This window comes from Streptomyces sp. NPDC051684, from assembly GCF_044453445.1.
In the GTDB taxonomy this organism is placed as follows: domain Bacteria; phylum Actinomycetota; class Actinomycetes; order Streptomycetales; family Streptomycetaceae; genus Streptomyces.
The window spans coordinates 126,969-150,347 of sequence record NZ_JBITCS010000010.1; the positions used below are offsets into that span (position 1 = coordinate 126,969).

At 72.5% G+C, this 23,379-nt stretch carries 23 protein-coding genes; 11 read left to right on the plus strand and 12 right to left on the minus strand.

The genetic code is table 11. From position 1 onward, the window contains the following. The first annotated feature begins 132 nt into the window (after nucleotides 1-132). Nucleotides 133-1,071, plus strand: coding sequence for a MerR family transcriptional regulator (locus ACIA8D_RS14810; RefSeq protein ID WP_399232056.1), 939 nt, complete (start codon nucleotides 133-135; stop codon nucleotides 1,069-1,071). 143 nt (nucleotides 1,072-1,214) lie between these two features. On the opposite strand, the gene ACIA8D_RS14815 is transcribed toward ACIA8D_RS14810, so the two are convergent. The 5 genes from ACIA8D_RS14815 to ACIA8D_RS14835 form a co-directional block, all read right to left on the minus strand. Then, on the minus strand, nucleotides 1,215-2,132 hold the full coding sequence (locus tag ACIA8D_RS14815; protein WP_399232057.1) for a YihY/virulence factor BrkB family protein: 918 nt from the start codon (nucleotides 2,130-2,132) through the stop codon (nucleotides 1,215-1,217). Continuing rightward, complete coding sequence (locus ACIA8D_RS14820) at nucleotides 2,122-2,709, minus strand: hypothetical protein (RefSeq protein WP_399232059.1); 588 nt, start codon at nucleotides 2,707-2,709, stop codon at nucleotides 2,122-2,124. Before ACIA8D_RS14820 ends, ACIA8D_RS14815 begins: the two co-directional genes overlap by 11 nt. After that, nucleotides 2,699-3,721: a DUF6286 domain-containing Asp23/Gls24 family envelope stress response protein gene (locus ACIA8D_RS14825; protein WP_399232060.1), complete on the minus strand. Its 1,023-nt coding sequence runs from the start codon at nucleotides 3,719-3,721 to the stop codon at nucleotides 2,699-2,701. Before ACIA8D_RS14825 ends, ACIA8D_RS14820 begins: the two co-directional genes overlap by 11 nt. Continuing rightward, nucleotides 3,718-3,909: a hypothetical protein gene (locus ACIA8D_RS14830; RefSeq protein WP_399232236.1), complete on the minus strand. Its 192-nt coding sequence runs from the start codon at nucleotides 3,907-3,909 to the stop codon at nucleotides 3,718-3,720. Before ACIA8D_RS14830 ends, ACIA8D_RS14825 begins: the two co-directional genes overlap by 4 nt. A 63-nt stretch (nucleotides 3,910-3,972) precedes the next feature. Continuing rightward, the gene (locus ACIA8D_RS14835) at nucleotides 3,973-4,476 is read right to left on the minus strand and encodes an Asp23/Gls24 family envelope stress response protein (RefSeq protein ID WP_399232061.1); all 504 of its coding nucleotides are present in this window, start codon (nucleotides 4,474-4,476) and stop codon (nucleotides 3,973-3,975) included. A gap of 251 nt (nucleotides 4,477-4,727) precedes the next feature. On the opposite strand from ACIA8D_RS14835, the gene ACIA8D_RS14840 reads away from it, so the two are divergent. From ACIA8D_RS14840 to ACIA8D_RS14855, 4 genes are all read left to right on the plus strand, one after another. Then, a complete protein-coding gene (locus tag ACIA8D_RS14840) occupies nucleotides 4,728-5,312 on the plus strand; it encodes an RNA polymerase sigma factor (RefSeq protein ID WP_399232062.1) in 585 nt (194 codons plus the stop codon). Beyond that, nucleotides 5,309-5,953, plus strand: a complete 645-nt coding sequence (locus ACIA8D_RS14845) for an Asp23/Gls24 family envelope stress response protein (protein ID WP_399232063.1) — start codon at nucleotides 5,309-5,311, stop codon at nucleotides 5,951-5,953. The genes ACIA8D_RS14840 and ACIA8D_RS14845 overlap by 4 nt, the downstream gene beginning before the upstream one ends. 5 nt (nucleotides 5,954-5,958) lie before the next feature. After that, complete coding sequence (locus ACIA8D_RS14850) at nucleotides 5,959-6,282, plus strand: hypothetical protein (protein WP_399232064.1); 324 nt, start codon at nucleotides 5,959-5,961, stop codon at nucleotides 6,280-6,282. A gap of 181 nt (nucleotides 6,283-6,463) precedes the next feature. Further along, nucleotides 6,464-7,069, plus strand: a complete 606-nt coding sequence (locus ACIA8D_RS14855; RefSeq protein WP_399232066.1) for an alpha/beta fold hydrolase — start codon at nucleotides 6,464-6,466, stop codon at nucleotides 7,067-7,069. A 124-nt stretch (nucleotides 7,070-7,193) separates the two neighbouring features. On the opposite strand, the gene ACIA8D_RS14860 is transcribed toward ACIA8D_RS14855, so the two are convergent. Beyond that, nucleotides 7,194-7,799 (minus strand): TetR/AcrR family transcriptional regulator, encoded by a 606-nt coding sequence (locus ACIA8D_RS14860; RefSeq protein ID WP_399232068.1) that lies wholly within the window; start codon nucleotides 7,797-7,799, stop codon nucleotides 7,194-7,196. A gap of 142 nt (nucleotides 7,800-7,941) precedes the next feature. Here ACIA8D_RS14860 and ACIA8D_RS14865 point away from each other — a divergent pair, with 142 nt between their 5' ends. Together ACIA8D_RS14865 and ACIA8D_RS14870 are read left to right on the plus strand one after the other, a co-directional pair. Further along, entirely contained in the window at nucleotides 7,942-9,156 is a 1,215-nt protein-coding gene (locus ACIA8D_RS14865; RefSeq protein WP_399232070.1) for a cytochrome P450, read from the plus strand. A gap of 199 nt (nucleotides 9,157-9,355) precedes the next feature. Further along, nucleotides 9,356-10,831, plus strand: a complete 1,476-nt coding sequence (locus ACIA8D_RS14870; RefSeq protein ID WP_399232072.1) for an APC family permease — start codon at nucleotides 9,356-9,358, stop codon at nucleotides 10,829-10,831. A 5-nt stretch (nucleotides 10,832-10,836) separates the two neighbouring features. Here the strand turns inward: ACIA8D_RS14870 and ACIA8D_RS14875 are convergent, their stop codons facing one another. The 3 genes from ACIA8D_RS14875 to ACIA8D_RS14885 all read right to left on the minus strand — a co-directional run bounded on the left by ACIA8D_RS14875 (nucleotide 10,837) and on the right by ACIA8D_RS14885 (nucleotide 14,995). Next, a complete protein-coding gene (locus tag ACIA8D_RS14875; protein WP_399232073.1) occupies nucleotides 10,837-11,583 on the minus strand; it encodes an amidohydrolase family protein in 747 nt (248 codons plus the stop codon). 12 nt (nucleotides 11,584-11,595) lie between these two features. Next, nucleotides 11,596-12,342, minus strand: a complete 747-nt coding sequence (locus ACIA8D_RS14880) for an MFS transporter (RefSeq protein ID WP_399232075.1) — start codon at nucleotides 12,340-12,342, stop codon at nucleotides 11,596-11,598. A gap of 64 nt (nucleotides 12,343-12,406) precedes the next feature. Next, the gene (locus tag ACIA8D_RS14885; RefSeq protein ID WP_399232077.1) at nucleotides 12,407-14,995 is read right to left on the minus strand and encodes a LuxR C-terminal-related transcriptional regulator; all 2,589 of its coding nucleotides are present in this window, start codon (nucleotides 14,993-14,995) and stop codon (nucleotides 12,407-12,409) included. A gap of 83 nt (nucleotides 14,996-15,078) precedes the next feature. Here ACIA8D_RS14885 and ACIA8D_RS14890 point away from each other — a divergent pair, with 83 nt between their 5' ends. Beyond that, the gene (locus ACIA8D_RS14890; RefSeq protein WP_399232079.1) at nucleotides 15,079-16,686 is read left to right on the plus strand and encodes a sulfatase; all 1,608 of its coding nucleotides are present in this window, start codon (nucleotides 15,079-15,081) and stop codon (nucleotides 16,684-16,686) included. A 36-nt stretch (nucleotides 16,687-16,722) separates the two neighbouring features. Continuing rightward, nucleotides 16,723-17,997: an MFS transporter gene (locus tag ACIA8D_RS14895; RefSeq protein ID WP_399232080.1), complete on the plus strand. Its 1,275-nt coding sequence runs from the start codon at nucleotides 16,723-16,725 to the stop codon at nucleotides 17,995-17,997. A gap of 45 nt (nucleotides 17,998-18,042) precedes the next feature. On the opposite strand, the gene ACIA8D_RS14900 is transcribed toward ACIA8D_RS14895, so the two are convergent. The 3 genes from ACIA8D_RS14900 to ACIA8D_RS14910 are packed head-to-tail and all read right to left on the minus strand — an operon-like array spanning nucleotide 18,043 to nucleotide 21,672. Further along, complete coding sequence (locus ACIA8D_RS14900) at nucleotides 18,043-19,008, minus strand: TIGR03619 family F420-dependent LLM class oxidoreductase (protein WP_399232081.1); 966 nt, start codon at nucleotides 19,006-19,008, stop codon at nucleotides 18,043-18,045. After that, nucleotides 19,001-20,293: a cytochrome P450 gene (locus ACIA8D_RS14905; RefSeq protein WP_399232083.1), complete on the minus strand. Its 1,293-nt coding sequence runs from the start codon at nucleotides 20,291-20,293 to the stop codon at nucleotides 19,001-19,003. The genes ACIA8D_RS14900 and ACIA8D_RS14905 overlap by 8 nt, the downstream gene beginning before the upstream one ends. Nucleotides 20,294-20,352: 59 nt before the next feature. Next, nucleotides 20,353-21,672, minus strand: a complete 1,320-nt coding sequence (locus tag ACIA8D_RS14910; RefSeq protein WP_399232084.1) for a glutamine synthetase family protein — start codon at nucleotides 21,670-21,672, stop codon at nucleotides 20,353-20,355. A gap of 299 nt (nucleotides 21,673-21,971) precedes the next feature. On the opposite strand from ACIA8D_RS14910, the gene ACIA8D_RS14915 reads away from it, so the two are divergent. Together ACIA8D_RS14915 and ACIA8D_RS14920 are read left to right on the plus strand one after the other, a co-directional pair. Further along, nucleotides 21,972-22,160, plus strand: a complete 189-nt coding sequence (locus tag ACIA8D_RS14915; protein WP_399232086.1) for a ferredoxin — start codon at nucleotides 21,972-21,974, stop codon at nucleotides 22,158-22,160. Nucleotides 22,161-22,185: 25 nt separating this feature from the next. After that, the gene (locus ACIA8D_RS14920; protein ID WP_399232225.1) at nucleotides 22,186-23,370 is read left to right on the plus strand and encodes an NAD(P)/FAD-dependent oxidoreductase; all 1,185 of its coding nucleotides are present in this window, start codon (nucleotides 22,186-22,188) and stop codon (nucleotides 23,368-23,370) included. Nucleotides 23,371-23,379 lie beyond the last annotated feature (9 nt).

The window sequence follows — 23,379 nt, forward strand, 5'->3', positions numbered from 1 at the left end:
CGAGCAGCCACAGCCTGGCCGACCGCCGCCGAAGAAGCGGGGCCCGAGTCGCCGGAGCGGATGAGGGGTGGTCGCCCGCAGGCATGCGAAGGGACTTGAGTCTCCAGTAGGGGGAGACGCAAAGGTGGGGACATGCACGGTGACACGCTCTACTCGATCGGCGAACTCGCCCGGCGGACCGGTCTCACGGTCAAGACCATTCGGTTCTACTCCGATCGCGGAATCGTGGCGCCGACGGACCGCAGCCCGGCCGGCTACCGCCTCTACGGAATCGACGCCGTCGCACGCCTGGACCTCGTGCGGACTCTGCGCGAGCTGGGACTGGACCTTCCCACGATCCGCAAGGTCGTGGACCGCGAGCTCTCGCTTCCCGAGGTCGCCGCGGCGCACGCCGAAGCGCTGGCAGTGCAGATCCGCGTCCTGCGCCTGCAGCGTGCGGTGCTGACGGCGGTGGCCGAGCGCGGGTCCACACCTGAGGAGACGGAACTCATGCACCGACTGGCCCAGCTCTCTGAAGACGAACGCAGACGTCTGATCGGAGATTTCCTCGACGCCGTATTCGGTGGTCTTGACGCCGCTCCCGCATTCGCGGGGGTCATGCGCTCGATGACCCCCGAGTTGCCCGACAGCCCGGAGACGGAACAGATCCAGGCGTGGGTGGAGTTGGCTGAAATGTCCCTGGACCCGGGTTTCCGCGCCGCCGTGCGGCGGATGACCGAGGGCCAGGCAGCCGAGCAGGCCCGGAGCGGCCTGATGGGCCCGCGTCGCGACATTGCCGCAGCCGTCCGTGCCCAGGCCGGCCCGGCCCTGACCGCCGGAATCGACCCGGCCTCGGCCCAAGCGGATCCGATCGTCGCGGCGTTCACCGCGCACTACGCGGAGCTCCTCGGCCGCCCCGACGACGTCGAGCTTCGCCGTCGGCTGGCGACTCGGCTGGAGAGGGTGAACGACCCGCGCAGGGAGCGCTACCTCCAACTGCTCGCAGTGGTCAACGGCTGGCCGGCCCCGGAGAGTCTGGCTCCGGTGTTCGACTGGTCCGTCAAGGCTCTCCGCATCCGGACACCGCAATGACGGGGAGGTCGCAAGGCGGCAGGGCGGTCCCCTCGCCGCTCTCTCCCGCTCTCGTTCCTCGCCCCTGGCGCATGGCGGGCGCTTGAGGCACAACCCGGTTCGGTTCGCGAACAGTTGGTGGGCAATGCAGTGAGGGGGCGTCCTCAGTCCGACGCCCGTACCTCCAACCCACTGAGTTCCGCCGTGAACTGCGCACCGGCGAGCAGCGCCAGGTTGGACAACCACAGCCAGATGAGGAACACCACGGCGCCCGCCAGTGAACCGTAGAGCTTGCTGTAGGTGCTCAACTCCGAGGTGTAGAGCGCGAATCCGGCGGAGGCGCACAGCCACAGGGCGGCGGCCAGGGCGCCGCCGGGGATGCTGTGGGCGCGGGCGCGGGCCTGCGCGGGGCCGGTGCGGAAGACGATGACGACGAGCAGGGCGACCACACAGAGGAGCATGGGCCAGCGCAGCAGGCTCCACGCCCACGTGGCGGCGGTGTCGAGGCCGAGGTAGCGGCCCAGTGTCTCGGCGACCGGGCCGGTCATCAGGAGCACCAGAGCGCTGAGGACGAGGATGCCGAGCAGGGCGAGCGCCGTGCCCAGAATGCGGTGGGCCTTGTGCCAGGTCGAGCGGCGGTCCGCGACCCGGTGCATGCGGTGGACCGCGCGACGGAACACCGCGAGGTAACTGGAGGCCGACCACAGCGCGCTGACCGCGCCGCCGGCCAGCAGGGTCCAGGCAGCCGTGCCGTGGTACAGCGCTCGGGACAGGACGTCGTGGAGTTGGGTGCCGGACTGGCCGGGAGCGTACGCGGTGACATGGGCGATGAACTCCTCGGCCGTGTCCGGGCTGATGACGCTGAACGCCAGGGAGATGACCAGCAGGGAGGGCAGCACGGTCAGGATGGCGTAGTACGTGAGCGCGGCCGCGGAGTCCGACAGGTCGTCGCGCCACATCGACACCGGGGTACGGCGCAGCGCCGCACGCCAGGCGGACACGCGGCTGTCACCTCTTGAGGGGAGGGGGCGTGGGTCCCGCCCGTGCGGCGTTCCGTCGAGGGCGTGCGGGTCAGCGGACATGTGGTCTGCGGTGGGAGCGTGCGGAGAAGCGGATGTGCATGCGGAAACGGTACGGGGCGAGAGCGTCTCCCGTGTCGGAGGCGATCCTGGTCAAGTGGGGGAGGACGGTGGAGGGTGTGGTGTCGTGGTGGAGACGTACGCGGAGCACGGCGTCGAGTTGGCGTGCCCGTGCCGCGACCCGTACCCGGGGGCGACAGTGGGTGACGCCGTCGACGCTCTCCACGAGCGTGGCCAGTGTGTCCTCCAGGGCTCGGGTGCGCAGCTGGCTCCGTGAGGCGGGCAGGGTCATCAACCGCCGTTTCCCGGTGCGCAGTTGCCGCACACCCCACCAGGCGAGCAGGACGGCGGCGACCGTCGAGGCGGCCATGACGGTGGGCACCCACCACTCCTGGCCGCGCAGCGAGGCCAGGCGCTCAGGCGCGACGAGCGGGGTGTGGGGGCCGAGGGCGGACCACCGCTCCGGGACGGCGGACCGCCAAGATGAGCGCCCCAGGCAGAGCCGGCCGCCTGCCGCCACGGCGACCAGGCCGCACAGGGCCAGCGCGACCCGGTTCAGGATCGTACGGCTACGGGGCATCTGTGGCACGGCCCTTCTGCTGAGGTGACTCTTCCGTCGGCGGGGTGCCGTCGAGGGGCCGCTGGCCGTCGTCGCCGTCTCCCTCGCCCTGGTCCGCCTCGGCCGTCCAGGCGCTGTCGGCACGGACCTTGACGCGTACTCTCGGCGAACGCCGCAGGCAACAGCCGTCGAGGACCTCGCGTGCCGTGGTCTCGACGCCGCGTCGCGCCACTGCCCGTTCCCCGAAGGCCAGTTGGGCACGGACGGCGACGCGGCGCCGGTGTACCCGGACGCGTACGGCGCCGATCCCCGGGACGTCCCCCGCGGCGTCACGCACCACAAGTGCGAGGGCCTTACGGTCCATGGCCGCCCGCAGCTGTGCGGCAGGGGAGTCCACGCTGAGCAGCCCGCGGCGCCCGGGGGTGACCGCCAGGGCGATCATCAGGATGCCGAGGGCGGCGAGAGCACCCGCGGCGATGGTGGCGAAGGGGGCGTCCGGGCCGTGCCGCTCCAGCCAGTGGACCGTATCGGCGCGCCAGGAGGCGGCCGGGCGGTGTGCCAGATGCACCCTGACCAGGTCGACCACCAGCGCGCCGCAGGCGGTGGCGGCCGTCAGGGCGAGCAGTGCCGTTGGCAGTCTGCGCGGCGACCACCAGCGCAAGGGTGTGCGTCGGCCGGCGTCGCGATCCGTGGCGCCGGTGTCGGCGCCCGTCGTGGACACCGGCGCGGTCCTCGCGGCCGCTACGGGCAGGAGCCCGGTGACCTGGATCCGTGCCGCTCTGATGTGAAGGCCCGTCAACTCGCCTGTGCGCCGGGTGACATGGTCCTGGATCGTACGTGTCGCTTCGGGCAGGGGGGCCGGGAACGGCACCGCCACCTTCACCGCTACATCTGCCCGGCGTCCCCGCACGGTCGCGGAACCCGTCCCGCTGCCGCCGGGGGCGGGCACGGCCTCCCCGGCCGCACGCCCGGCGATCCTGCGTACGGCGCGGTCCGAGACGACCGTCGTGCCCCGCTCGGCGGCCTCGGTCATCGCCGGCTCCGTTGCCGGCTGTCGAGCAGCTCCTCGACACGCCCGCCGGTGTCGAACCAGTGGCCCACCGCACCGCCCAGAGCGCCGAGGGCGGCCACCAGCAAGAACGCCCCGAAACCCCCGAAGTACCCCGCAAAGGCCAACGCCGTCCCGGCGAGCATCCCGGCCATCGCTCTGGTCACTGTCATCGCTGCCACCTCACCCCTTCTCGGCCGGTGCCACGGGCCCGGCCGCCGCGTACGAGAAACCGGTCACTCCACGCGGTTCTCCGCGGCGGGTGCCTCGTCGTCCTCGGGCAGGTGGACGTCGTTGATCGTGACGTTCACCTCCACCACCTCCAGGCCGGTGATGCGCTCCACCGCGGAGATCACGTTCTCGCGCACGTCGCGGGCCAGGTCCGCGATCGGGACCCCGTACTCGACGACCAGGTCGATGTCGACGGCCGTCTGCCGCTCGCCGACCTCGACCTTCACACCCCGTCCGACGTTCGGCCGCCCGCCCGGCACCCGGTCGCGCACGGCGCCGATGGTGCGGGAGAGGCCGCCGCCCATGTCGTGGACGCCGGGGATCTCCCGCGCCGCGATCCCGGCGATCTTCACCACGACGACATCGGCGATGGACGTCCTGCCGCGGTCGGCGGCCGGCTGGTCGGCCCCCGTCGCGCCGCCGAACACGGCCGTCGTCTGCTCCGCCCGGCCGGACCGCTCCAGCGGCACGTTCTTGGCGGCCGGTGCGCTCTGCGTGTTCGTGGTCATGGCGTGTCCTTCTTCCTGCGGTCGGTGACATGTCCTTACGTGGATAGACCCGCCCCGGACGCATCTGTGACGCGCCGAAAGGAAGAACTTTTCGGGACGCCCCGGCCGAGGCGTCGTCCGTCGCGCCGGTTCCACCGGTTTCATCGATTGCGTCGATTCTTCGGCCACGTCGCGGCCGACCTCGAAATGCCGCGTCACAGATGCGGCGCAGGTGTGTCCAACAGTCAGGAAGACACGAGAGGAGCCACTCAGTGGCGGGTGCCCGCAGAGACACCGCACCGCCGGAGGGCGGCGGCGCGAACGACGACACGCTGCTGGCGGTCCGGGCCGCGGAAGGGGACGAGGAGGCCTTCGCCGTTCTCGTCCAGCGGCACGCTCCGGCGCTGCTGCGGCTGGCCACGCGCCTGCTCGGAACGCGCACTGAGGCGGAGGACGCCGTGCAGGACGCCTTCGTCAGCGCGTGGCGGCGGCTCCCCGAGTTCCACGGCTCGGCGTCGTTCGGCACCTGGACGTACCGCATCGTCACCAACCGGTGCCTGAACATCCTGCGCTCCCGCAGGCCGGTCGTGCCGCTGGAGACGGCCGCGGAGGTCCCCGCGCCCGAGCACACCGTCTCACCGGCCCGGATCACCGAGGCCCGCGACGCCGTACGCGAACTGGGCGCGGCCCTCGACCAGCTGTCGGCCGAACGGCGCGCGTGCTGGGTGCTGCGCGAACTGGACGGCAGACCCTACGACTTCATCGCGGACGCGGTCGGGATCAGCCAGGAGGCTGTCCGTGCCCGTGTCTTCCGTGCACGACGCTGCCTGACTCAAGCACTGGGGGCCTGGCGATGACCGCTCACACCGACCCGCCCAACACCCACTCCGAGGACGCCGACGACGAGCAGCTGCCCTGCGGCCGCCTGCTGTCCCAGGTGTGGTCGGCGTGGGAGGAGGGCGCCGACGACCCGCACCTGCACGCCTGCCCGCACTGCCGGGCCGCCGTCCAGGATCTCGATCAGCTGGAGTCCGCGGTACGCGACCTGCGCGGGCATCTCCTGGACGACGACCCCGGCCACGACGCCGCGGTCGCGCTGACCCGCCGCGTCATGGACGTCGTACGACTCGAACTGCGTCCCGGCCGCCCGCTGCCGCTGGGGGAGCCCGACGAGGACCTGTGGGTGATGGAGGCGGTCGCCGCGCGGACCCTGCGTGCGGCCGCCGAGACCGTGCCCGGCGTGCGGGCCGGTTCCTGCCGCCTTCGGCCGCTGCCCGGGCCGGAGACACCGGACCGGGTCGAGGTCGCACTCGAGATCCACGCACCGTTCGACGCCTTCCTCCCCGACCTCGCGGAGGATGTCCGTACGCGGGTGTGGCACGCGGCGGACCGCGAACTGGGCATGCCCGTCGCGGCCGTGGACATCCGTGTCACCGACCTCGCCGGCCTCATCGACGCCCCCGACAGCACGACCACCACCGATGGACAGGAGGGCTGAGCCCGATGACCACGACCGGCGCCCCCGACCACTTCACCGACGACATCGCCCGCGCCGTGGCCGATGTGCCCGGGGTGGCCTTCCTCAAGCCCGATCTCGCCGGGCGCCTGCGTTCCGCGCTCCGCGGGCCGTCGGGTGTGCGGCTCACCTCTCCGCGGGGTCCGGACGGTACCTGGCACATCGAGATCCAGGTCGTCGCGCTCGCCCGCTCCCGCACGGTGGACGTGGCCCGTGCCGTCTGCCGTACGGCCGAGGAACACCTGGCCAAGGCTGTCCCGGACCAGTGCGGTCGTGCTCACGTGACTGTCACCGTCACGGGACTGATCTGACCGGGAACGGTGTTGAAGGGCAGGCCGGCCCGTGGACCGGCCCGGTCGCCGACCAAGCCTTTCCACGGCGGGCGCCGAATGACCAGTAGCGGGCGTTCCACGGTCACGTCGTGGGGCAGAGAGGGGACACATGACCGAGTCCGGGCAAAGAACCACTGCGGCGGGTACCGGCGGTGCGCTGGTGCCGTACCGAACCCCGCCGGGGGCGCGCGCCGCCGTCCTGTTCCTGCACGGCGGCCGTGCGGACGGCCGTTCCCCGTCACGGCCCTGGCACCTCGCGGCGCTGCGCATGCGGCCCTTCGTGCGCGCGACCGCGGCGGCCCTGGCGGACGACCCCGTCCTCCTGGCGCGGGTGCGGTACCGGGTGCGCGGCTGGAACGGGCCCGACGCCGACGCCCTGCACGACGCGGAACGGGCGCTGGACGAGCTGACCCGGCTCGCCGGCGACGTGCCGGTGGTACTCGTGGGCCACTCCATGGGCGCCCGCGCCGCTCTGCGCGCCGCACGGGCGCCCCAGGTCGGGGCCGTGGTGGCGCTGGCCCCTTGGTGTCCGCAGGACGAACCCGTCGCGCATTTGAGGGGCAAGGACGTCCTGGTGCTCCACGGCGACCACGACCGCGTCACCGATCCGCGGGCCTCGGCCGCGTTCGTCCGCCGCGCGCGAGCGGCAGGCGCACGGGCGGACATGTCCTTCGTACCCGGCGGCGACCACGCGATGCTGCGCACCAGCACACACTGGCACCGCACCACTGTCTCGGCGGTCGTGGACTTCGTCTCCCGCGGGTAGTCGCGGTCCGGCGCGAGGAGGTGGGCGAGCGCCACGTCGCTGCGCCCGGCCGGGCACTCCGAACTGTCATTTCAGCCGAGCCTCTACGCGCGTTCCAGGACCGCCGACGAGACGAAACGGTGTGTCACGAGGGCGCGTCGGCCACCCTCAGTAGCCCCACCGCACGGACAAGGGTGCTCACCAGTTCGTCGGCCCGCTCGCGCTCGCACCCCGCGACGTACTGAAGTGTGATCCCCTCCATGCCCGCGACGACGAGTCGCGCCAGGGTTTCCGCCTGTGGGAGAGGGGCCTCGCCGGCACGGCGCGCGGCGGACGTGAGGATCTCGGTCATCGCCACCGCGTACTCCTCGTACGCGGAGCGGCTCCTGCCCTTGTCGCCCGGCAACCGCAGCCAGTGCAGCACGAGTTCCCAGGTGGCGACCTGCTCCTCGGGGTCCTCGCCCATCCGGGACCACGCGGCGCCGCATGCCGCCGTCACGGCGTCAGCGACACCGACGCTGTCTGCGGTCGCGGCCCGGACGTGGTCGATGAAGTCACCGACCACGTAGTCGTACACGGCCTGCATCAGCTCGTCCTTGCCGGAGAAGCAGTAGTGCAGGCTGGCCAGCGGCGCCCCGGCCTCCTCCGCGATCCGCCGCGTCGTCGCGCCGCTGACTCCGTACTTGGTCACGACCTTCGTCGTGGCGCGGACGAACTGACGGCGGCGCTCGGCCACCGGTATGTGCGCCATGCGATTCCTCTCTCCCGTTGATCCAGCTTCTTGATCCAACCTCTTGACGGTCAAGTTGGCCGGTCGACATAGTCGAGCGACCAACTTGACGTTCGCGCGCAACGTACCCACGCAACATGTCCCGTGAAAAGGGGAGTTCGACATGCCGGTCATTCAGGACTACGCGGATGCCATTACCGTCGCCGACCTGGAGCGCGACCCCTATCCGATCTACCGCAGGCTGCGCGCCGAGGCGCCGGTCTGCTACGTGCCCGCGGTCGACCTGTGGCTCGTGACGCGCCGGGCGGACGTGGCCGCCGTCGGCAACGACCCGGACACCTTCTCCGCCGCCCTGCCCGACGCTCCCGTCAACCGTGCCTTCGGCGAACCCAACATCCTCACCGCCACGGGTGAAGCGCACCGCGAACTGCGCGGCAGCCTGGAGGCCAAGTACAAGCCCCGTGAAGTGGCCCGCTACATAGACGAGTTGATCGAGCCGATCGTGGCAGAGCGGCTCAAGGCGCTGGATGGGCGGGCCGAAGCCGACCTGCTCGCCGAGTACTTCGAGCCGATCTCCGTGCGCAGCCTCGCCGAGGTGCTCGGCATGGGCGAGTTCTCCTCCGACACACTGCGCCGCTGGTTCCGCGGGCTCGCCGAGGGAGCCATCAACTTCGAGCACGACCCGGCCCGGCAGGCGGTGTCCGACGCCACCGTCCAGGAGATGCTCACCGCGATGGGCCCGCTCCTCGACCGGATGGAGCGCGAGCCCGACGACAGCACCATCGCGCACATGCTCTGGTCCGGCCGGAACGAGGCGGCGGACGGGCGTGGGCCGCGCGAGCGCGCGGCGGTGCTGCCCTCGCTGCGGGTCATCATCCTCGGCGGCATGCAGGAGCCGGGCCACGGCGCCGCGTCCACGCTCTACGGCCTGCTCTCCGACTCCGAGCAACTCGCCACCGTCCTCACCGACCCGGAGGGGTGCTGCGCGACGGCGGTGGAGGAGGGCATCCGCTGGGTGTCCCCGATCGGCACTCAGGCCCGCCTGGTGACCAGGCCGACCGAACTCGGTGGCGTTCAACTGCCCGCGGGCGCCAAGGTCAGTGCCGTCCTCGCCTCCGCCAACCGCGACGAGGCGGTGTTCGAGGACCCCGACCGCTTCCGGCTGGACCGCAGCTCGCGCCGGAGCATGCCCTTCGGATTCGGGCTGCACTTCTGCGTGGGCCACGCCTTCGCGCGCTCGCAGATGCGGATCGCGCTGACGCGTCTGCTTCAGCGTTTCCCGGATCTGCGGCTGCGGTCGGGGGAGCCGGTGGAATTCCGGGGGTGGGAGTTCCGGGCGCCGAGCAGCTTGTGGGTGTCGCTCGACGGCCGCGCGTAGCCGTCGGGCACAAGCGCGGGGGGAGCCAAGAGTTTTCCGCAACGGAGCCTTGCCGGAAAGTCGTTTGGGCCCGCATGATCTCTCTGTCGGTCCCCCGACGGAGCGCTTCGCCCCCATGGTGCCGCCGCACCGCGGCATGCCCCGCTCCGCCGTGAACTCCCCGGCTCTCTCCCGGATTTCCGTATGTGAGGAGCGCGACATGGCCGCAGGCCCACTCGCCGAACCCGCCGCCCCAGCCCGCCCCGCCGCCCCGGAAGGGGGTCGCCTGGGCACTGCGTCGATCGTGTTCTTCGTCGTCGCCGCGTCCGCGCCCCTGACCGTCGCGGCAGGCGGACTCCCGCAGTCCCTCGCTGTCACCGGCGTACTCGGCCAGCCTCTGATCTACCTGGGCCTCGCTGCCGTCCTGGTGGTGTTCGGCGCCGGGTACGCCGCCATGAGCCGGCGGATCAGTGGGGCGGGCGCGTTCTACGCCTACATCGCCGCGGGCCTCGGCCGTGCCACCGGCACCGGTGCGGCCTTCGTGGCACTGCTCGCCTACAACGCGATGCAGGTCGGCATCGCCGGGCTCTTCGGCTTCACCACGGCCGACTTCATCCACGCCAAGACGGGTGCCGACGTGCCGTGGTGGGTGATCCTGTTGGTGACCGTGGTCGTCGTCGGGGTGCTCGGCTTCCTGCGCATCGACCTCAACGCCCGCGTCCTGGTCACCCTCCTCACCATCGAGACACTGACCGTCCTCGTCTTCAACATCGCCGAGGTCGTCACCACCCATCACCCCCTCAGCACCGAGCCGTTCACCTGGGACGCCGCCACCACCGGCGGCGTGGGCTCGGCCGCCTGCTTCGCGATCGCCGGCTTCATGGGCTTCGAGTCCGGGGCCATCTACGGCCAGGAGTGTAAGGACCCGCAGCGCACCGTCCCGCGGGCCACGTATCTCGCGGTGGCACTGATCGGTGTGTTCTACGCCTTCACCAGCTGGGCCATGGTCGTGGGCACCGGAACCGACGACGCCGTCGGCATGTCCGCCAAGTACGGCCCCGATCTGCTCTTCGTGCTCTCCCGCGACAGCCTCGGCGGGCTCTTCGCCGACTTCGCCCACCTCTTCCTGATCACCAGCATGCTGGCGGCGCTGATCTCCTTCCACAACGCCGTCGCGCGCTACTTCCAGGTGCTCGGTCAGGACCGCGCCCTCCCGCGCCGACTGGGCCGCACCCACCCGCGCTTCGGCTCCCCGTACATGGGATCGCTCGCCCAGAGCGCGCTGGCCGTCGTCGTCGTGATCGTCTTCGCGGCGCTGGGACTCGACCCGGTCGCCACCCTCTTCACCTGGCTGACCAACGTCGGCGCACTCGGGGTGATCCTGCTGCTGGCCGCCACCTCCTTCTCCGTCGTCGCCTACTTCCGCCGCCACGACGCGAGCGGCACCACCTTCTGGTCACGGATGCTCGCTCCGGTCGTCTCCGGCGTGGTGCTCCTCACCGTCGCCGTCGCGATCTGGGACAACTTCCCGGTGCTGCTCGGCACGGAGGGCGACTCCTCGCTCTCCTGGATCCTGCCGGGCCTGGTCGTCTTCTGCGGGGCGGCGGGCGTCGCCTACGGGCTCGTGCTGAAGGCCCGGCGGCCGGAGGTGTACGCGGTGCTGGCGAGCGGGGAGGCGGAGCGCCGCGCTCGCTGACACCCTCACCCCGCCCGGTACACCACCTCGCCCTCCACCAGTGTCATGTCGACCGGCAGCTCCGGCAGTTCGGCCGGTGGTGTGCGCAGGAGGGAACCACCGAGGACGCACAGATCGGCGACCTTGCCCGGTTCGAGGGTGCCCTTCCAGCTCTCCGCGTGGTCCTGCCAGGCCGCGGTCGCGGTGCAGCTGCGGACCGCCTCGGCCAGGGTGACGCGTTCGGCGGGGCCGACCGGGGACGGCCCGCCACGGGTGTCGCGCAGTACGGCGGAGGAGATGCCGCGCAGCCAGTCCGGTTCGACGCACGGCGCGTCGGAACCGGTCGTCGCGCGCACACCCGCCGACAGCGCAGAGCGCAGCGGGAACGCGCGCTCGGCGTGGTCCGTGTCGAGCATCCTCACCATCATGTCGGAGGCCAGCCACCGCAGTCCGGGGTTCATGCTGGCGCCGATGCCGAGCCCCGCCATGGTGCGCAGCGCGTCCGGGGCGATGTCGGCGATCGCCGCTTGCGCGAGCGGCATGAACAGCCCGTACCAGGGGAGCAGGACGAGGATCACGAGCAGCGCGGGCAGACCGCCCAGCCGCGGCAGCAGGGCCATGCCCACCGCGCTCAGCAGAAGCACGACCGCCCCCGGCACGAGACGCGCCCGGCGCGGCCCGGCCCCGCGCAGCAGCAGCCGGTCGGCGAGCACTCCGACGAACAGACAACCGATGGTGAACACGGCCCAGAACGCGCTGTTGGCGATCCCCATCTGCGTCGCGGATTAGCCGAGCGCCCGGACCATGAACAGCGGCAGCCAGCTCGTCATGACGGAGGTGCCCCACGCCATCGCGAACATGCCGACCACGCACGCCCACCAGGTACGGCTGCGCAGCATCGCGCGCAGGTCCGCGCGGGCCCTGCCCCGGCCCGGGCGCGGGGCGGACGCCGTGGCGTACGGGCCGGTGCCGCCGAGGGTCAGCCACAGCACGAGCCACACCGCGCCGGCCACGGCCAGCACCGTGAACACGTTGTGCCAGCCGTGCCGTTCGGCGACCCAGGTCAGCGCCGGGCTCGCCACCATCACGCCGAGCCCCGTGCCGGTCAGCAGCAGCCCGCTCGGCAGCGTCCGCCGCCGGGTCGGGAACCACGAGAACGCCGCCGCCATCGCCGGCGGCACGCCAGGGCCCTCGGCGGCGCCCAGCGCCACCCGCGTCAAGAGCAGGACCGCGAAACCGGCGGAGAAGGCGAACGGAAGCTGCGCCAGCGACCACAGCACCGCGCAGCCGACCAGCAGCCGGCCGGCTCTCCACCGGGCGCCGAAGAGGCCGACGGCGATCGACGAGGCGCTGAAGAGGAAGTGGAACGCGCCGGAGAGCAGGCCGAACTCGCTGTTGCTCAGCCCGAGGTCACGCGTGAGTGGCTCCGCGACCAGGCCCAACGCGGCCTTGTCGGCGAAGTTGACGAAGACGAAGAGGAGCAGGATCCCGGTGACGGTCCAGGCGCGAACCGATCGCGAGCGAGGGAACACGGAATGCCTCCTGAGAGGGGCGTGGAAGTGCTGCGCACCCTCCCAGCGGCAGCCTGCGGCGACGTCATCCGGCAGGGGTGATCTCCCGGGTCACCTGCGGACGGCCGAGCCGTTCGGCGGCCTCGGCGCGGCAGGTCACACCGAGCTTGCGATAGATGTGCCGCAGGTGTGTCTTCACGGTGTTGACCGACACGAAGAGGCCGGCCGCGATCCGCTCGTTCGACGCGCCCTGAGTGAGGAGCGCCGCGACGGCCCGCTCCTGGACGGTGAGCGACGCCAGCGACGCGGGCACGTCCCGGGCCAGCTCCTCGGCCGCCGCCCGCGCGAAGCGGTGGAGGTGCGGGCCCTCCGGGGTGTCCGCGCACCGTGCGGCGGCCTCGGCGAGACGGTCGTGCAGATCCTTCGCGTCGTCCAGTACCGAGCGCACCAGACCGTGCCGCGCGGCGAGCGCGGCGGCCCGCCGCAGCGCGGGCACGGGGTCGTCGGCGGCACGGGCGCGCGCGAGCAGTGCCCGCACATGGTGGCGGGGCGCGCGGTGCGGATCGGACCCGGCGGCTTCGGCAACCGGCCTCGTCCAGCCGGCCTCCGCCGCGTACCCGGCGAGGGCGGCTTCCTCGCCCGAGGCCGACGGCGCGGCCGACGAGGAGGCGACCTCCGTGAACCAGGGATGGGCCGCCGCGGCATCGCCGGAGCGCAGCAGCGCCAGGGCGCGGCCGACGGCCACCGCGCGGGCCAGGGCGGGGTCGTGCGAGCGGTGCGGGTTGGCGCCGGCCGCGGCCTCGAAGTGCCGCTCCGCCTCCCGGGCCCGGCCCTGCCCGTGCAACAGCAGCGCCAGGTCCAGCGAGATGCGGGCCAGGGTCTGCGGCCAGGCCGCGCCGTGGCACAGCCGCAGGGCGCCGCGCAACGCGGCCTCCGCCTGCTCGGCCTCGTTCCGCTCGTGGTGCACGAGGCCCCGCGCGAGGAGGAGTTCGGCGCGGCCCGCGAAGTCGCTGAGGCCGTGCCGGTCGGCCAGGCGTTCCCCGGTCTCATAGTCCGCCTCGGCCTCGCGCAGGCGCCCGGCACGCGCCGCCAGCTGGGCGCGGATGCCGTGCAGCCGGATCGCGCCCGCCGGATGCTCCGACTCCGGCAGCAGACCGAGCGCCTCGCGGGTCGCGTCCTCCGCCTCCTCGGCGCGCCCGAGCAGCGTCAGCGCCACGGCGCGCTGCACGCCCAACGAGATGCGCTCGCCGACGGCGTCCTCCGCGTGGCCCTCCTCGGCGGCGAGCACCGCCAGGCGTCGCGCCTCGTCGGCCAGTTCGAGGGTGCGCTCCAGATCACCGACGGTCCGCGCGGCGAACGCCCGGATGGCGGCCGCACGCATCCGCACCAGCAGCGGCGCGTCCGCACCCAGCCGCGCCGCCCACGCCTCGGCCTCGTCGGGCGAGCCGCGCAGAGCGATGTTCCACGCCAGCTCGCTGGCCAGGGCGGGGCTGAGCTCGTGCCGCCCGGCGGGGCCGCCGTGCCGGGTGCCGAGTGCCAGCAGCCAGCGGTGCGCCTGTTCGGTGCGGCCCGTGCGCAACAGCCAGTCGCTGTGCCGTTCGAGGAGGCGGGCCGCGTCCCCGGTGGCGCCCGCCGCGACCGCGCAGTCGACCGCCGCGGCGATCTCACCCTGCTCCTCCAGCAGGGAGCACAGGCGCGGCACAAGACCCCGCGCGTCGGACGTGGCCCGCAAGGTGTGGCCCGCCGCGTGCAGTGCCTCACGCAGCAAGGGGTGGACGGAGCGGCCCCCGTCGGGGAGCACGCCCGTGTCCATGAGACGCCGCGCGGAGCCCGCCGCCTGCGGACCGACCAACTGCTCGGCGGCCACGGGATCGAGGCGGGGCGCGGCCGCGGACAGGACGAGGACGGCCAGTTCCGGGCCGCCGAGGAGGTCGATGATCTCTTCGCGCACATAGCGCAGGAGCGCGGGTGAGGCACCGCCGACCTCCTCGACCGGTGTCCCGTCCGCCCACGCTTCGAGGGCCAGGCGCAGCCCGCTCACCCAGCCCGAGGCCCGCGCCGTCAGCGCCCGCACCACACCCGGCGGGCACGCGGGATGCGCGGCGGCGGCGACCCGCCGGGCCTCGTCCTCGGTCAGCCGCAGCGTCCCCGCGTCCACCCGCGTCCGTACGCCCGCAGTGAGGACGCTGCCCGGCAGCTCCGGGAACTCCCCGCGCGCCGTGACGACGAGGCGCACACCCGGCGGCAGCCACCGCGCGAGCCCGGCCAGCGCCGACCGCAGCGGGCCGGGGTGACCGGGCAGCAGCCCGTCGACGACGAGCAGGGGTTCGCCGCCGCCGGCCCCCGCCTCCGAGAGCAGATCGACGACATCCGCCAACTCGGCCGCCTCGTCCGCCGCAGGGGCGGGAGCGGCACCGCCGGCCGCCACCGCCGCAGCCACGCGCGCCCACAGCCGGGCCGGCTCGCGGTCACCCGCATCCAGCGCACACCACGCGACCCGCCGCCCCCGCGCCAGCTCGGCACGGGCCCACTCGGCCACCGCCACCGTCTTGCCGTATCCGGCGGGCGCGGTGACCAGGACGACCGGGCCGCGCGCCGCGTCCAGCCGGTGCAGGACGCCGGGCCGCGGCACACACAGCGCCGCCGGGCCCGGCAGGGTCACCTGCGTCGTCAAAACCCGAGCCACGTGTATCTCACCCCTGACATCACCCACCGGGGAGGACGCCACGCCTCCCGCGTCCCACGACCATGCACAGCATGCCGCACCCCAACGCATCCCCGCGCCGCCCCGACCTGGTGGTCTTCATCGCCGACCAACTGCGCGCCGACCATCTCGGCTTCGGCGGCAACAGTGTCGTGCACACCCCGCACCTCGACGCGCTCGCGGCCCGCTCGGCCCGCTTCGACCACGCCTACGTGACCTGCCCGGTCTGCATGCCCAACCGCGCCTCCATCGTCACCGGACGCATGCCGTCGGCCCACGGCACCCGGCACAACGGCATCCCGCTGCACCGTGACGTCCAGACCTTCCCGCGGCTGCTGCGCGAGGCCGGCTGGCGCACGGCCGCCGTGGGCAAGCTGCACTTCCAGAACATGGGGTGGGGCTGGGAGGACCATCAGCTCGCCGACTTCGAGGCGGCCGGGTTCCGTGGCACCGGGTGGCTGGAGCGGCCCGGCGACCGCGACTGGTACGCCTACGAGGACCTCCATCGCCACCTCGCCGAACGCGTGGCCCTGCCGGGCGACTACTACGGGTTCGACTCCGTCGACCTGGTCGTGGGCCACTCCGACTTCGCGAGCGGGCACTACGCGCACTGGCTCGCCGACCGGGGCATCGACCCGCGCGGCGCCCGCGGCCGGGCCAACTCGCCCTCTGCGTATGACGGGTGGGAGCAGGTGTACGCCTCGGCGCTGCCCGAGGAGCTCTACCCGACCCGCTTCGTGACCGAACACGCCACGACCCGGCTCAAGGAATTCGCGGCGGCCCGCGCGGCGGGCGATGACGCGCCGTTCCTGCTGTTCGTGTCCTACCCCGACCCGCACCACCCGTTCACCCCGCCGCGCCGCTGGTACGAGCGGTACACGGCGGCCGACATGCCGCTGCCGCGCACCTTCGGTGGGGCCGAGGGGCCCGCCATGCCGCACTTCGCCGCCATGGCCGAGCGCCGCGGCACCCCGGACCGGGACGCGACGGTCACCTGGGCGATCGCCGAAGAGCAGCTGCGGCACGCGATGGCCGCCGAGTTCGGCATGATCTCGCTGCTCGACGAGAGTGTCGGTGACGTGCTCGCCACCCTCGACGAACTCGGCCTCGCCGACGACACCGCCGTCGCCTTCACCAGCGACCACGGCGACATGTTCGGCGACCACGGGCTGATGCTGAAGCAGTTCACGCACTACGAGGGGTGCGTACGCGTGCCCCTGACGCTCGCGCTGCCCGGCGCCGACGCCCCGCGCGGCGAGCGGAACGCGCTCGTGTCCTCGCTCGACCTCGCCGCGACCGCCCTCGACCTGGCGGGCCTGCCGCGCCACCACGGCATGCAGGGCCAGAGTCTCCTGCCGCTCACCCGCGACCCCGAAATCCGGCCGCGCGAGCAGCTGTTGATCGAGGAGGACGAGCCCTTCGGCCTGCAAGGGCTGCCGGGACCGGTCCGCATGCGCAGCCTGGTCACCGAATCGGCCCGGCTGACCGTCTACGACACCGTCCCCGGCGGCGAGCTGTACGACCTGGCCGTCGACCCCGACGAGACCGTCAACCTGCACGCCGGCAAGGCGCCCGCGCTCCGCGCCGAACTGACCGAACGCCTCGCCCGGGAGCTCGTCGCCGCCAACGACAGCGGCCGGGTGCCGAGCGCCACCGGATGACCCGACCCTCTGCCACTCCTCCCCGTGGAGTTCCCCGTGACCGTCCTCACCCCGCAACCCGTCCGCGCGGCCGCGCCCTCCCGCGCCCGCGCCTGGGCGATGACCCTGCTCGTCACCCTGTTCCTGTTCCTCAACTTCGCGAACAAGGCCTCCCTGGGCCTGGTCGCCCAGCCCTTCACCCGCGAACTGGGGCTGTCCAACGCCGAGTTCGGCCTCATCGTCGGCAGCACGTACTTCCTGTTCGGCGCCGGCACCCTCGCCGCCGGGCTCGCCGGCTCGCGCATCCGCACGAAATGGCTGCTGGTCGCCTGCGCCATCGGCTGGGTCGTCACCCAGGCGCCGATGACACTGGCGCTCGGCCTGGGCGGGGTGCTCGCCTGCCGCATCCTGTTGGGTGCGTCCCTCGGCCCGGGCGGCGCGCTGGCCAGCGACGTCGCGTACAGCTGGTTCCCGCTGGAGCGGCGCGCCTTCCCCGGCGGCATCGTCATGGCGGGCACCAGCCTGGGCGTCGCCGTGTCGAGCCCGATCCTTGCGTGGGTGATGGTCGAACACGGCTGGCGCACCGTGTTCACGGTCCTGGCCATCGCCTCGGCCGGCTGGGTAGTGGTGTGGCTCGCGGTCGGGCGTGAGGGGCCGTTCTCCGTGGGTGATCCGACGGCCACCGAGAAGCGCGAGAAAGCCGACTACCGTGCCATGTTCCGCTCCCGTACCTGGATCGCCTGCGTGATCGGCCTGTTCGGGGCGTCGTGGACGGCGGCCGTCGTCACCAACTGGCTGCCCACGCTGATCACCCGGGTGCTGCACGTCGAGGGAACCGCCATGGGCTTCGTCAACGGTGCGACATGGACCACCGACGTGTGCTGCACCCTCTCCCTCTGCTTCCTCGCCGACCGCGCGTACCGCAAGAAGGGCTCGGCCCGCGCCGCCCGCTCGCTGCCCGGCGGCCTGCTGCTCCTCGGCAGCGCCGTGTCCATGCTGGCGCTGCCCCTGCTCGGCGACGGATACCTCGCGCTCGGCGTGGTCGTCCTCGGGTTTCCGCTCTATGGCGTGTTCATCCCCTTCGGCCTGGCCTCCATCGCGGAGGTGGCGCCGGTACGGCAGCGCTCGGTGGCGCTCCTGACGGGCTTCGGCCTCGGCCAGCTGTCCGCGCTGGTCGGCCCGTGGCTGGTCGGCGTCCTCGTCGACGCCGCCCCGGACGGCAACACCGGCCTGTACGCGGCCTTCGCCCTCACGGGGGCGCTGCTCCTGGTCGGCGCCGCGGCGATGCTGTTCCTGGCGCGCCCCGACCGGGACACCTGGCCGGCCCGGTGAACAGCAGGGTGGCCCCGGCTCTCCGACGCCGGGGCCACCCACATGTCAGCCGACCAACCGGTCGACCTTGCGCACCACATCCCGGCAGAACGCGCCGACCGCGTGCGGGTCGTCGGTGAACTGCGACGGCTTGACGCAGAAGTTGCCGAAGCCCTCCGCCCACTGCTCGGGCACGGCCTCCAGGGCGCGGTCGAGGTCGGCCGTGACATCGGGGCCGTCGAAGACGGCACGGGTGCCGCCGATCAGCTCCAACTCCCGTATGTCGCGGCCCGCTTCGGCCATCGCCGCCGCCAGCTTCTCCATCTCGCCCGGTGCCGGCCGGCCCAGCGGGTTGAAGCCGTGGCCGTGGCGGGCGATGCGGCGCAGCAGCGCGGGGTGCAAGGTCGAGCCGCCGAACCAGAGCTGGGGACCGCCTTCGCGGTACGGGCCCGGTTCCAGGTAGGCGTCCTCGAAGCGGTAGAAGTCGCCGTGGAAGGTGGTGGGTCCGGGCTTCCACAGCTGCGCCCAGGCCGCGAGGTGCTCGTCGAGGAGCTTGCCCCGGTGCTCGAAGGGGACCTGGAGCGCCGCGTACTCGTCGCGGCTCCAGCTCACCGTCGGCAGGACCACCAGGCGGCCGCGCGAGAGCAGGTCCAGGGTGGCCATCTCCTTGGCGAGGAGGAGGGGGTGGCGCAGCGGGGCCAGGATCGCCGCCGCCGCCAGGCGGACGTGCTCGGTCACCGCCGCGATCGCCGACAGGAGGACCAGCGAGTTCGGCCACGGGGTGTCCGGCGGCTGATTTCCCGGGAGGGCGTACTCGCGAGGGTTCGGCATCACGCCGTTCGCCCCCGCGTCCGGGCCCAGCACGATGTGCTCGGAGAGCATCACGGCGTCGAACCCGGCGTCCTCCGCCTCCCGTGCCCAGCGCACCAGCGCGTCGAGGTCGCAACGGCCGCCGGTCATCGTCCAGTTCTCGGACAGGACGAGGGTCAGGCGCGGGCGGGCCCGGTCCGTCGTCTCAGGCGTCTCAGGCAACGGTGACCTCCACCGGGAGCTTCTTGATGCCGTTCACGAAGTTTGAGCGCACGCGCGGCACCTCGCCCGTCAGACGGATCGAGGAGATCCGCGGGATCAGCTCCTCGAACATGATGCGGATCTCGGTGCGCGCCAGCAGGTTGCCCAGGCACAGGTGCGGGCTGCCCTTGCCGAAGGTGACGTGGTCGTTGTCGGCGCGCGTGACGTCGAAGTCGTACGGGTTGGTGAACACGGCCTCGTCGCGGTTGCCGGAGGCGTACCACATGACGACCTTGTCGCCCTCCTTGATGTGCTTGCCGCCGAGCTCCACGTCGCGCGTCGCCGTGCGGCGGAAGTGGTAGACCGGCGAGGCCCAGCGCAGGAACTCCTCGACCGCCGTGGGGACGAGGGAGGGGTCCTCCTGGAGACGGGCCAGCTGCTCGGGGTGCTGGAGGAGGGCCAGCATCGAGTGGGTGATGGTGTGCCGGGTCGTCTCGTTGCCGGCCACGACCAGGAGCAGGAAGTAGTTGTCGAAGTCCTGGGCGGAGAGGGGCACCCCGTCGCGGGGGGTCTGGTTGACCAGACGGGAGACCAGGTCCGTGCCGTCGCCGCCGCGCCGCCGGCGCGCCAGCTCCCGGCCGTACTCGAAGACCTCGAGCGAGGCGGGGGAGCGGAAGGGCAGGTCGCGGTACTTCTCGCTCTCCTCGCTCTCCAGGAGGACGTCGGCGTAGTCCGGGTCGGTGTTGCCGATGATCCGGTTGCCCCAGTCGATGAGCTGCTGGTTGTCCTCCGGCGGCACGTCGAGGAGGCGGGCCAGGACGTTGATCGGGAAGTCCGCCGAGACCTCCTTGACGAAGTCGAAGCTGCCCTTCGCGAGCGCCGCGTCCAGCGTCTTCGTGGTCAGGCCGCGCAGGAAGTCGGCGTAGCTGTTGATGACCTTCGCGCCGAACTGGCGTTGCAGCAGGCTGCGCATGGCCCGGTGGCGTACGCCGTCGAGTTCCAGTATCGAGGCGCGCTTCTTGATCTGGTCCTCGTCCACCTCTTCGAGGTTGGTGAACTTGGTGGAGGTGAACGTCTCGGCGTCGCGGTCGACGCGGGCGATGTCGGCGTGCCGGGTGACGGCCCAGAAGCCGGAGTTGGGGGCGGGTTCCTCCTGCCAGTGCACCGGATCCTCGTGACGCAGCGTGTGGAACATGCGCCAGGGCGTGCTGCCGTCGGCGAAGTTGTCCAGGTCGGCGAGGTTCACGTCGGCGAGCGGCAGCGGCTCGGCGGCGGTACCGGCGATGTGGTCGGGGGCGATGGTCATGGGGTGCGGCCTCCTCGGCTCATGGGTGTGCGGGTGTCACAGGTGCGGGTGCACACGCGTCACAGGTGGTAGGCGTACTCGACGAACTCCCAGTCGGTGACGTGCCGTTGGAAGCGCGCGACCTCGTCGCGCTTGTACGAGAGGTAGGAAGCGGTGAAGCCCTTGCCGAGCACCTCGGTGAGGGCGGTGTCGGCCTCGAGCGCGTCGAGTGCGTCGGGCAGTGTCGACGGCAGCAGGGCGGAGCGTGCGGTGTCGTAGCCGTAGCCCTCCAGCGGGGCGGGCGGCTCCTCGGCGGCCCGCACGCCGAGGAGGGCGGCGGCGAGCGTGCCGGCGATCAAAAGGTACGGGTTGGCGCTCGCGTCGCCGAGGCGCAGTTCGATGCGGGAGCCGCTGCCGCGCTCCGGCGGGATGCGGACCATCGCGCTGCGATTGTCCAGGCCCCAGTCGATCAGCCACGGCGCGAGGGTGTCGGGGCCGAACCGCTTGTAGGAGTTGACCGTCGGGTTGGCGAGGGCCGCCAGTGCGGGCGCGTGCGCGAGGATGCCGGCGATCGCGTGCCGCGCCGTGGCCGACAGGCCGTGCGCGCCGGACGGGTCGTCGAAGGCGTTGCCGCCGTCCGCGTCCGCGCAGGACAGGTGCAGATGGAAGCCGGAGCCGCCGACGCCGTTGAAGGGCTTGGCCATGAAGGTGGCCAACCGGCCTTCCTTGCGGGCGAGTTCCTTGATGGCCGACTTGAAGCGGAAGGAGCGGTCGGCGGCGTCCATGGCCTCGGAGTGGGTCAGGTTGATCTCGAACTGACCGCCGTCGAATTCATGGTTGCCGTTGCTGACGCCGATGCCCAGGTCGCGCAGCAGGCGCAGCGTGCGCAGCAGGTGGTTGTCGCCGTCCGCGCGCAGGCCGGCCGTGTAGACGACGCCCTCGGCGTCGCTGTAACGCCGCCAGCCCTGCGGGGAGTCGGGTGCCGCGTCGCACAGGAAGTACTCGAGCTCGGGGCCGACGATCGGGCGCAGGCCCTGCTCGGCGCACCGGTCCACGACCGCGCGCAGCAGGTCGCGCGGCGACTCGGGCGCGGGCTGCCCGGTGGCCGGGTCGGTGACATCGCCCAGGCAGGTGGCGACGCCCGGCTCCCACGGCAGCGTGGTGAGGGTGTCGAGGTCGGGGCGGACGCAGATGTCGGGAAGCCCGGCGTCCAGGCCGCCGGACACGTCGACCACATCGCCCTGCGGGCTGGTGTGGTAGACGGCGCGGCAGAAGGCGAGGCCGTGGTCGCAGACCGCGGGGAGGTGGTCGAGGAGGACATCCCGGGCCCGGTCGCTGCCGATGAGGTCGGGATAGGTCACCCGGACCACATCGATGCCCTCGGCTGCCAGCCGTGTCATGTGCTCGCGGACGGGAGGGGTTTTGGATCCTGGTGCGCTCACCGTTGTCTCCTCTGCGGGAGTGGAGGGGGAGGGCGGCCTCGAACTGCGCTGCTGCGGCGGGCCGTTCACTCGTTTGACCGCAAACGGTATGGAGGCCGGGCGGCTCCCCGCAAGGGTTCGACGGCAGAAATTTATCCAGGCGGATAGGTATTGACCAGACCCCGGTAGCTTCCTATGTTGTTTGAAGCCAAACGAGTGCATCCCTCGGAACAACGAGTGCATCCGCCGGAACGAGCGCATCCCTCAGGAGGACCGCCATGAAGGTCGTCGTCGACATGAACAAGTGCCAGGACCACGGCCAGTGCGTCTTCGCCGCCCCGGACGTCTTCAGCTTCGACGACGCCGGGCGCCTCGCTTATGTCTCCGACCCGGACGACGCGCTGCGCGACGACGTCGAGGAAGCGGCCGACGTGTGCCCGCTCCAGGCGATCCGGATCGAGGCCTGAGCCGGTGAGCGCGGTCAACGCGCCCATCGTCGTCGCCGGCGCCTCCATGGCCGGTCTGCGCGCCGCCGAACAGTTGAGGTCGGCGGGGTACACGGGGCCGGTCACGGTGATCGGGGACGAGCCCCACATGCCGTACAACCGGCCGCCCCTGTCGAAGGAAGTCCTCGCCGGGGCGGCCCCGTTCGAATCGCTGGCGTTCCGGCCGCGCGCCGCGGTCGCCGATGTCACCTGGCGGCTCGGGGTCAAGGCCGTGAGCGCCGACCTGGACCGCCGCACCGTCACCCTCGACGACGGCGACACCCTCACCTACGGTGGCCTCGTCGTCGCCACCGGCATGCGCCCGCGGCGCCTGCGCTGCCCCGGACCCACCGCCGGACGGCACACCGTCCGCACCCTCGACGACGCGCAGGCACTGCGAAGTGACCTCCAGCGCCCCGGAGTTCGCGTGGTCGTGGTCGGCGCCGGGTTCATCGGCTGCGAGGTGGCGGCGACGGCGCTGAAGCTCGGCGCCGCCGAGGTCACCGTCGTCGACCCGCTGCCACTGCCCATGGTCGGGCCGCTCGGCGAACTCCTCGCGCGGGCGCTGAGGCAGCGGCACGAGGAGCACGGCGTGCGCTTCGCGCTCGGCACCGGAGTCACCGCCTTCGAGGGTAACGAGAGGGTCACCTCGGTAGCGCTGAGCGACGGCACCGCCCTGCCCGCCGACGTCGTGGTGGAGTCGGTCGGCTCGATCGCCAACACCGAGTGGCTCGACGGCAACGGGCTCGACCTCACCGACGGCGTGCTCACCGACGAGCACCTGCGTGCGGGAGGCCGTGCGGACGTCATCGCCGTCGGCGACGTCGCCCGCTTCCCCAATGCCCGCTACGACGGCGTGCCCCGCCGCGTCGAGCACTGGTCCATCCCCACCGACACCGCCAAGCACGCGGCCAGGGCGCTGACCCACGGGGTCGAGAACCTCGAACCGTTCGCGCCGCTGCCCACCTTCTGGAGCGACCAGCACGACTTCCGGCTCCAGTCCTTCGGCTCGCCCGTCCTCGGCAAGGACGACGTGCGCGTCCTGGACGGCGACATCGGCGGCGACGTGCTCGCCGGATACCACCAGGACGGACGCCTCGTCGGCGTCGTCGCCCTCGGCGGCAGAGCCGCCGCCGCGGCCGCCGCGAAGTACCGCGCCGAACTGATGAAGCAGCCCGCCCTCACCGCGTAGCCCGCCCCC

What these genes read in the sequence shown, in the direction of transcription:
- ACIA8D_RS14810 (WP_399232056.1), top strand. Translation starts at nt 133, where the DNA reads ATGCACGGTGACACGCTCTACTCGATCGGCGAACTCGCCCGGCGGACC.
- ACIA8D_RS14815 (WP_399232057.1), bottom strand. Translation starts at nt 2,132, where the DNA reads ATGTCCGCTGACCCGCACGCCCTCGACGGAACGCCGCACGGGCGGGAC.
- ACIA8D_RS14820 (WP_399232059.1), bottom strand. Translation starts at nt 2,709, where the DNA reads ATGCCCCGTAGCCGTACGATCCTGAACCGGGTCGCGCTGGCCCTGTGC.
- ACIA8D_RS14825 (WP_399232060.1), bottom strand. Translation starts at nt 3,721, where the DNA reads ATGACCGAGGCCGCCGAGCGGGGCACGACGGTCGTCTCGGACCGCGCC.
- ACIA8D_RS14830 (WP_399232236.1), bottom strand. Translation starts at nt 3,909, where the DNA reads ATGACAGTGACCAGAGCGATGGCCGGGATGCTCGCCGGGACGGCGTTG.
- ACIA8D_RS14835 (WP_399232061.1), bottom strand. Translation starts at nt 4,476, where the DNA reads ATGACCACGAACACGCAGAGCGCACCGGCCGCCAAGAACGTGCCGCTG.
- ACIA8D_RS14845 (WP_399232063.1), top strand. Translation starts at nt 5,309, where the DNA reads ATGACCGCTCACACCGACCCGCCCAACACCCACTCCGAGGACGCCGAC.
- ACIA8D_RS14850 (WP_399232064.1), top strand. Translation starts at nt 5,959, where the DNA reads ATGACCACGACCGGCGCCCCCGACCACTTCACCGACGACATCGCCCGC.
- ACIA8D_RS14860 (WP_399232068.1), bottom strand. Translation starts at nt 7,799, where the DNA reads ATGGCGCACATACCGGTGGCCGAGCGCCGCCGTCAGTTCGTCCGCGCC.
- ACIA8D_RS14865 (WP_399232070.1), top strand. Translation starts at nt 7,942, where the DNA reads ATGCCGGTCATTCAGGACTACGCGGATGCCATTACCGTCGCCGACCTG.
- ACIA8D_RS14870 (WP_399232072.1), top strand. Translation starts at nt 9,356, where the DNA reads ATGGCCGCAGGCCCACTCGCCGAACCCGCCGCCCCAGCCCGCCCCGCC.
- ACIA8D_RS14875 (WP_399232073.1), bottom strand. Translation starts at nt 11,583, where the DNA reads ATGGGGATCGCCAACAGCGCGTTCTGGGCCGTGTTCACCATCGGTTGT.
- ACIA8D_RS14890 (WP_399232079.1), top strand. Translation starts at nt 15,079, where the DNA reads ATGCCGCACCCCAACGCATCCCCGCGCCGCCCCGACCTGGTGGTCTTC.
- ACIA8D_RS14905 (WP_399232083.1), bottom strand. Translation starts at nt 20,293, where the DNA reads ATGACCATCGCCCCCGACCACATCGCCGGTACCGCCGCCGAGCCGCTG.
- ACIA8D_RS14910 (WP_399232084.1), bottom strand. Translation starts at nt 21,672, where the DNA reads ATGACACGGCTGGCAGCCGAGGGCATCGATGTGGTCCGGGTGACCTAT.
- ACIA8D_RS14915 (WP_399232086.1), top strand. Translation starts at nt 21,972, where the DNA reads ATGAAGGTCGTCGTCGACATGAACAAGTGCCAGGACCACGGCCAGTGC.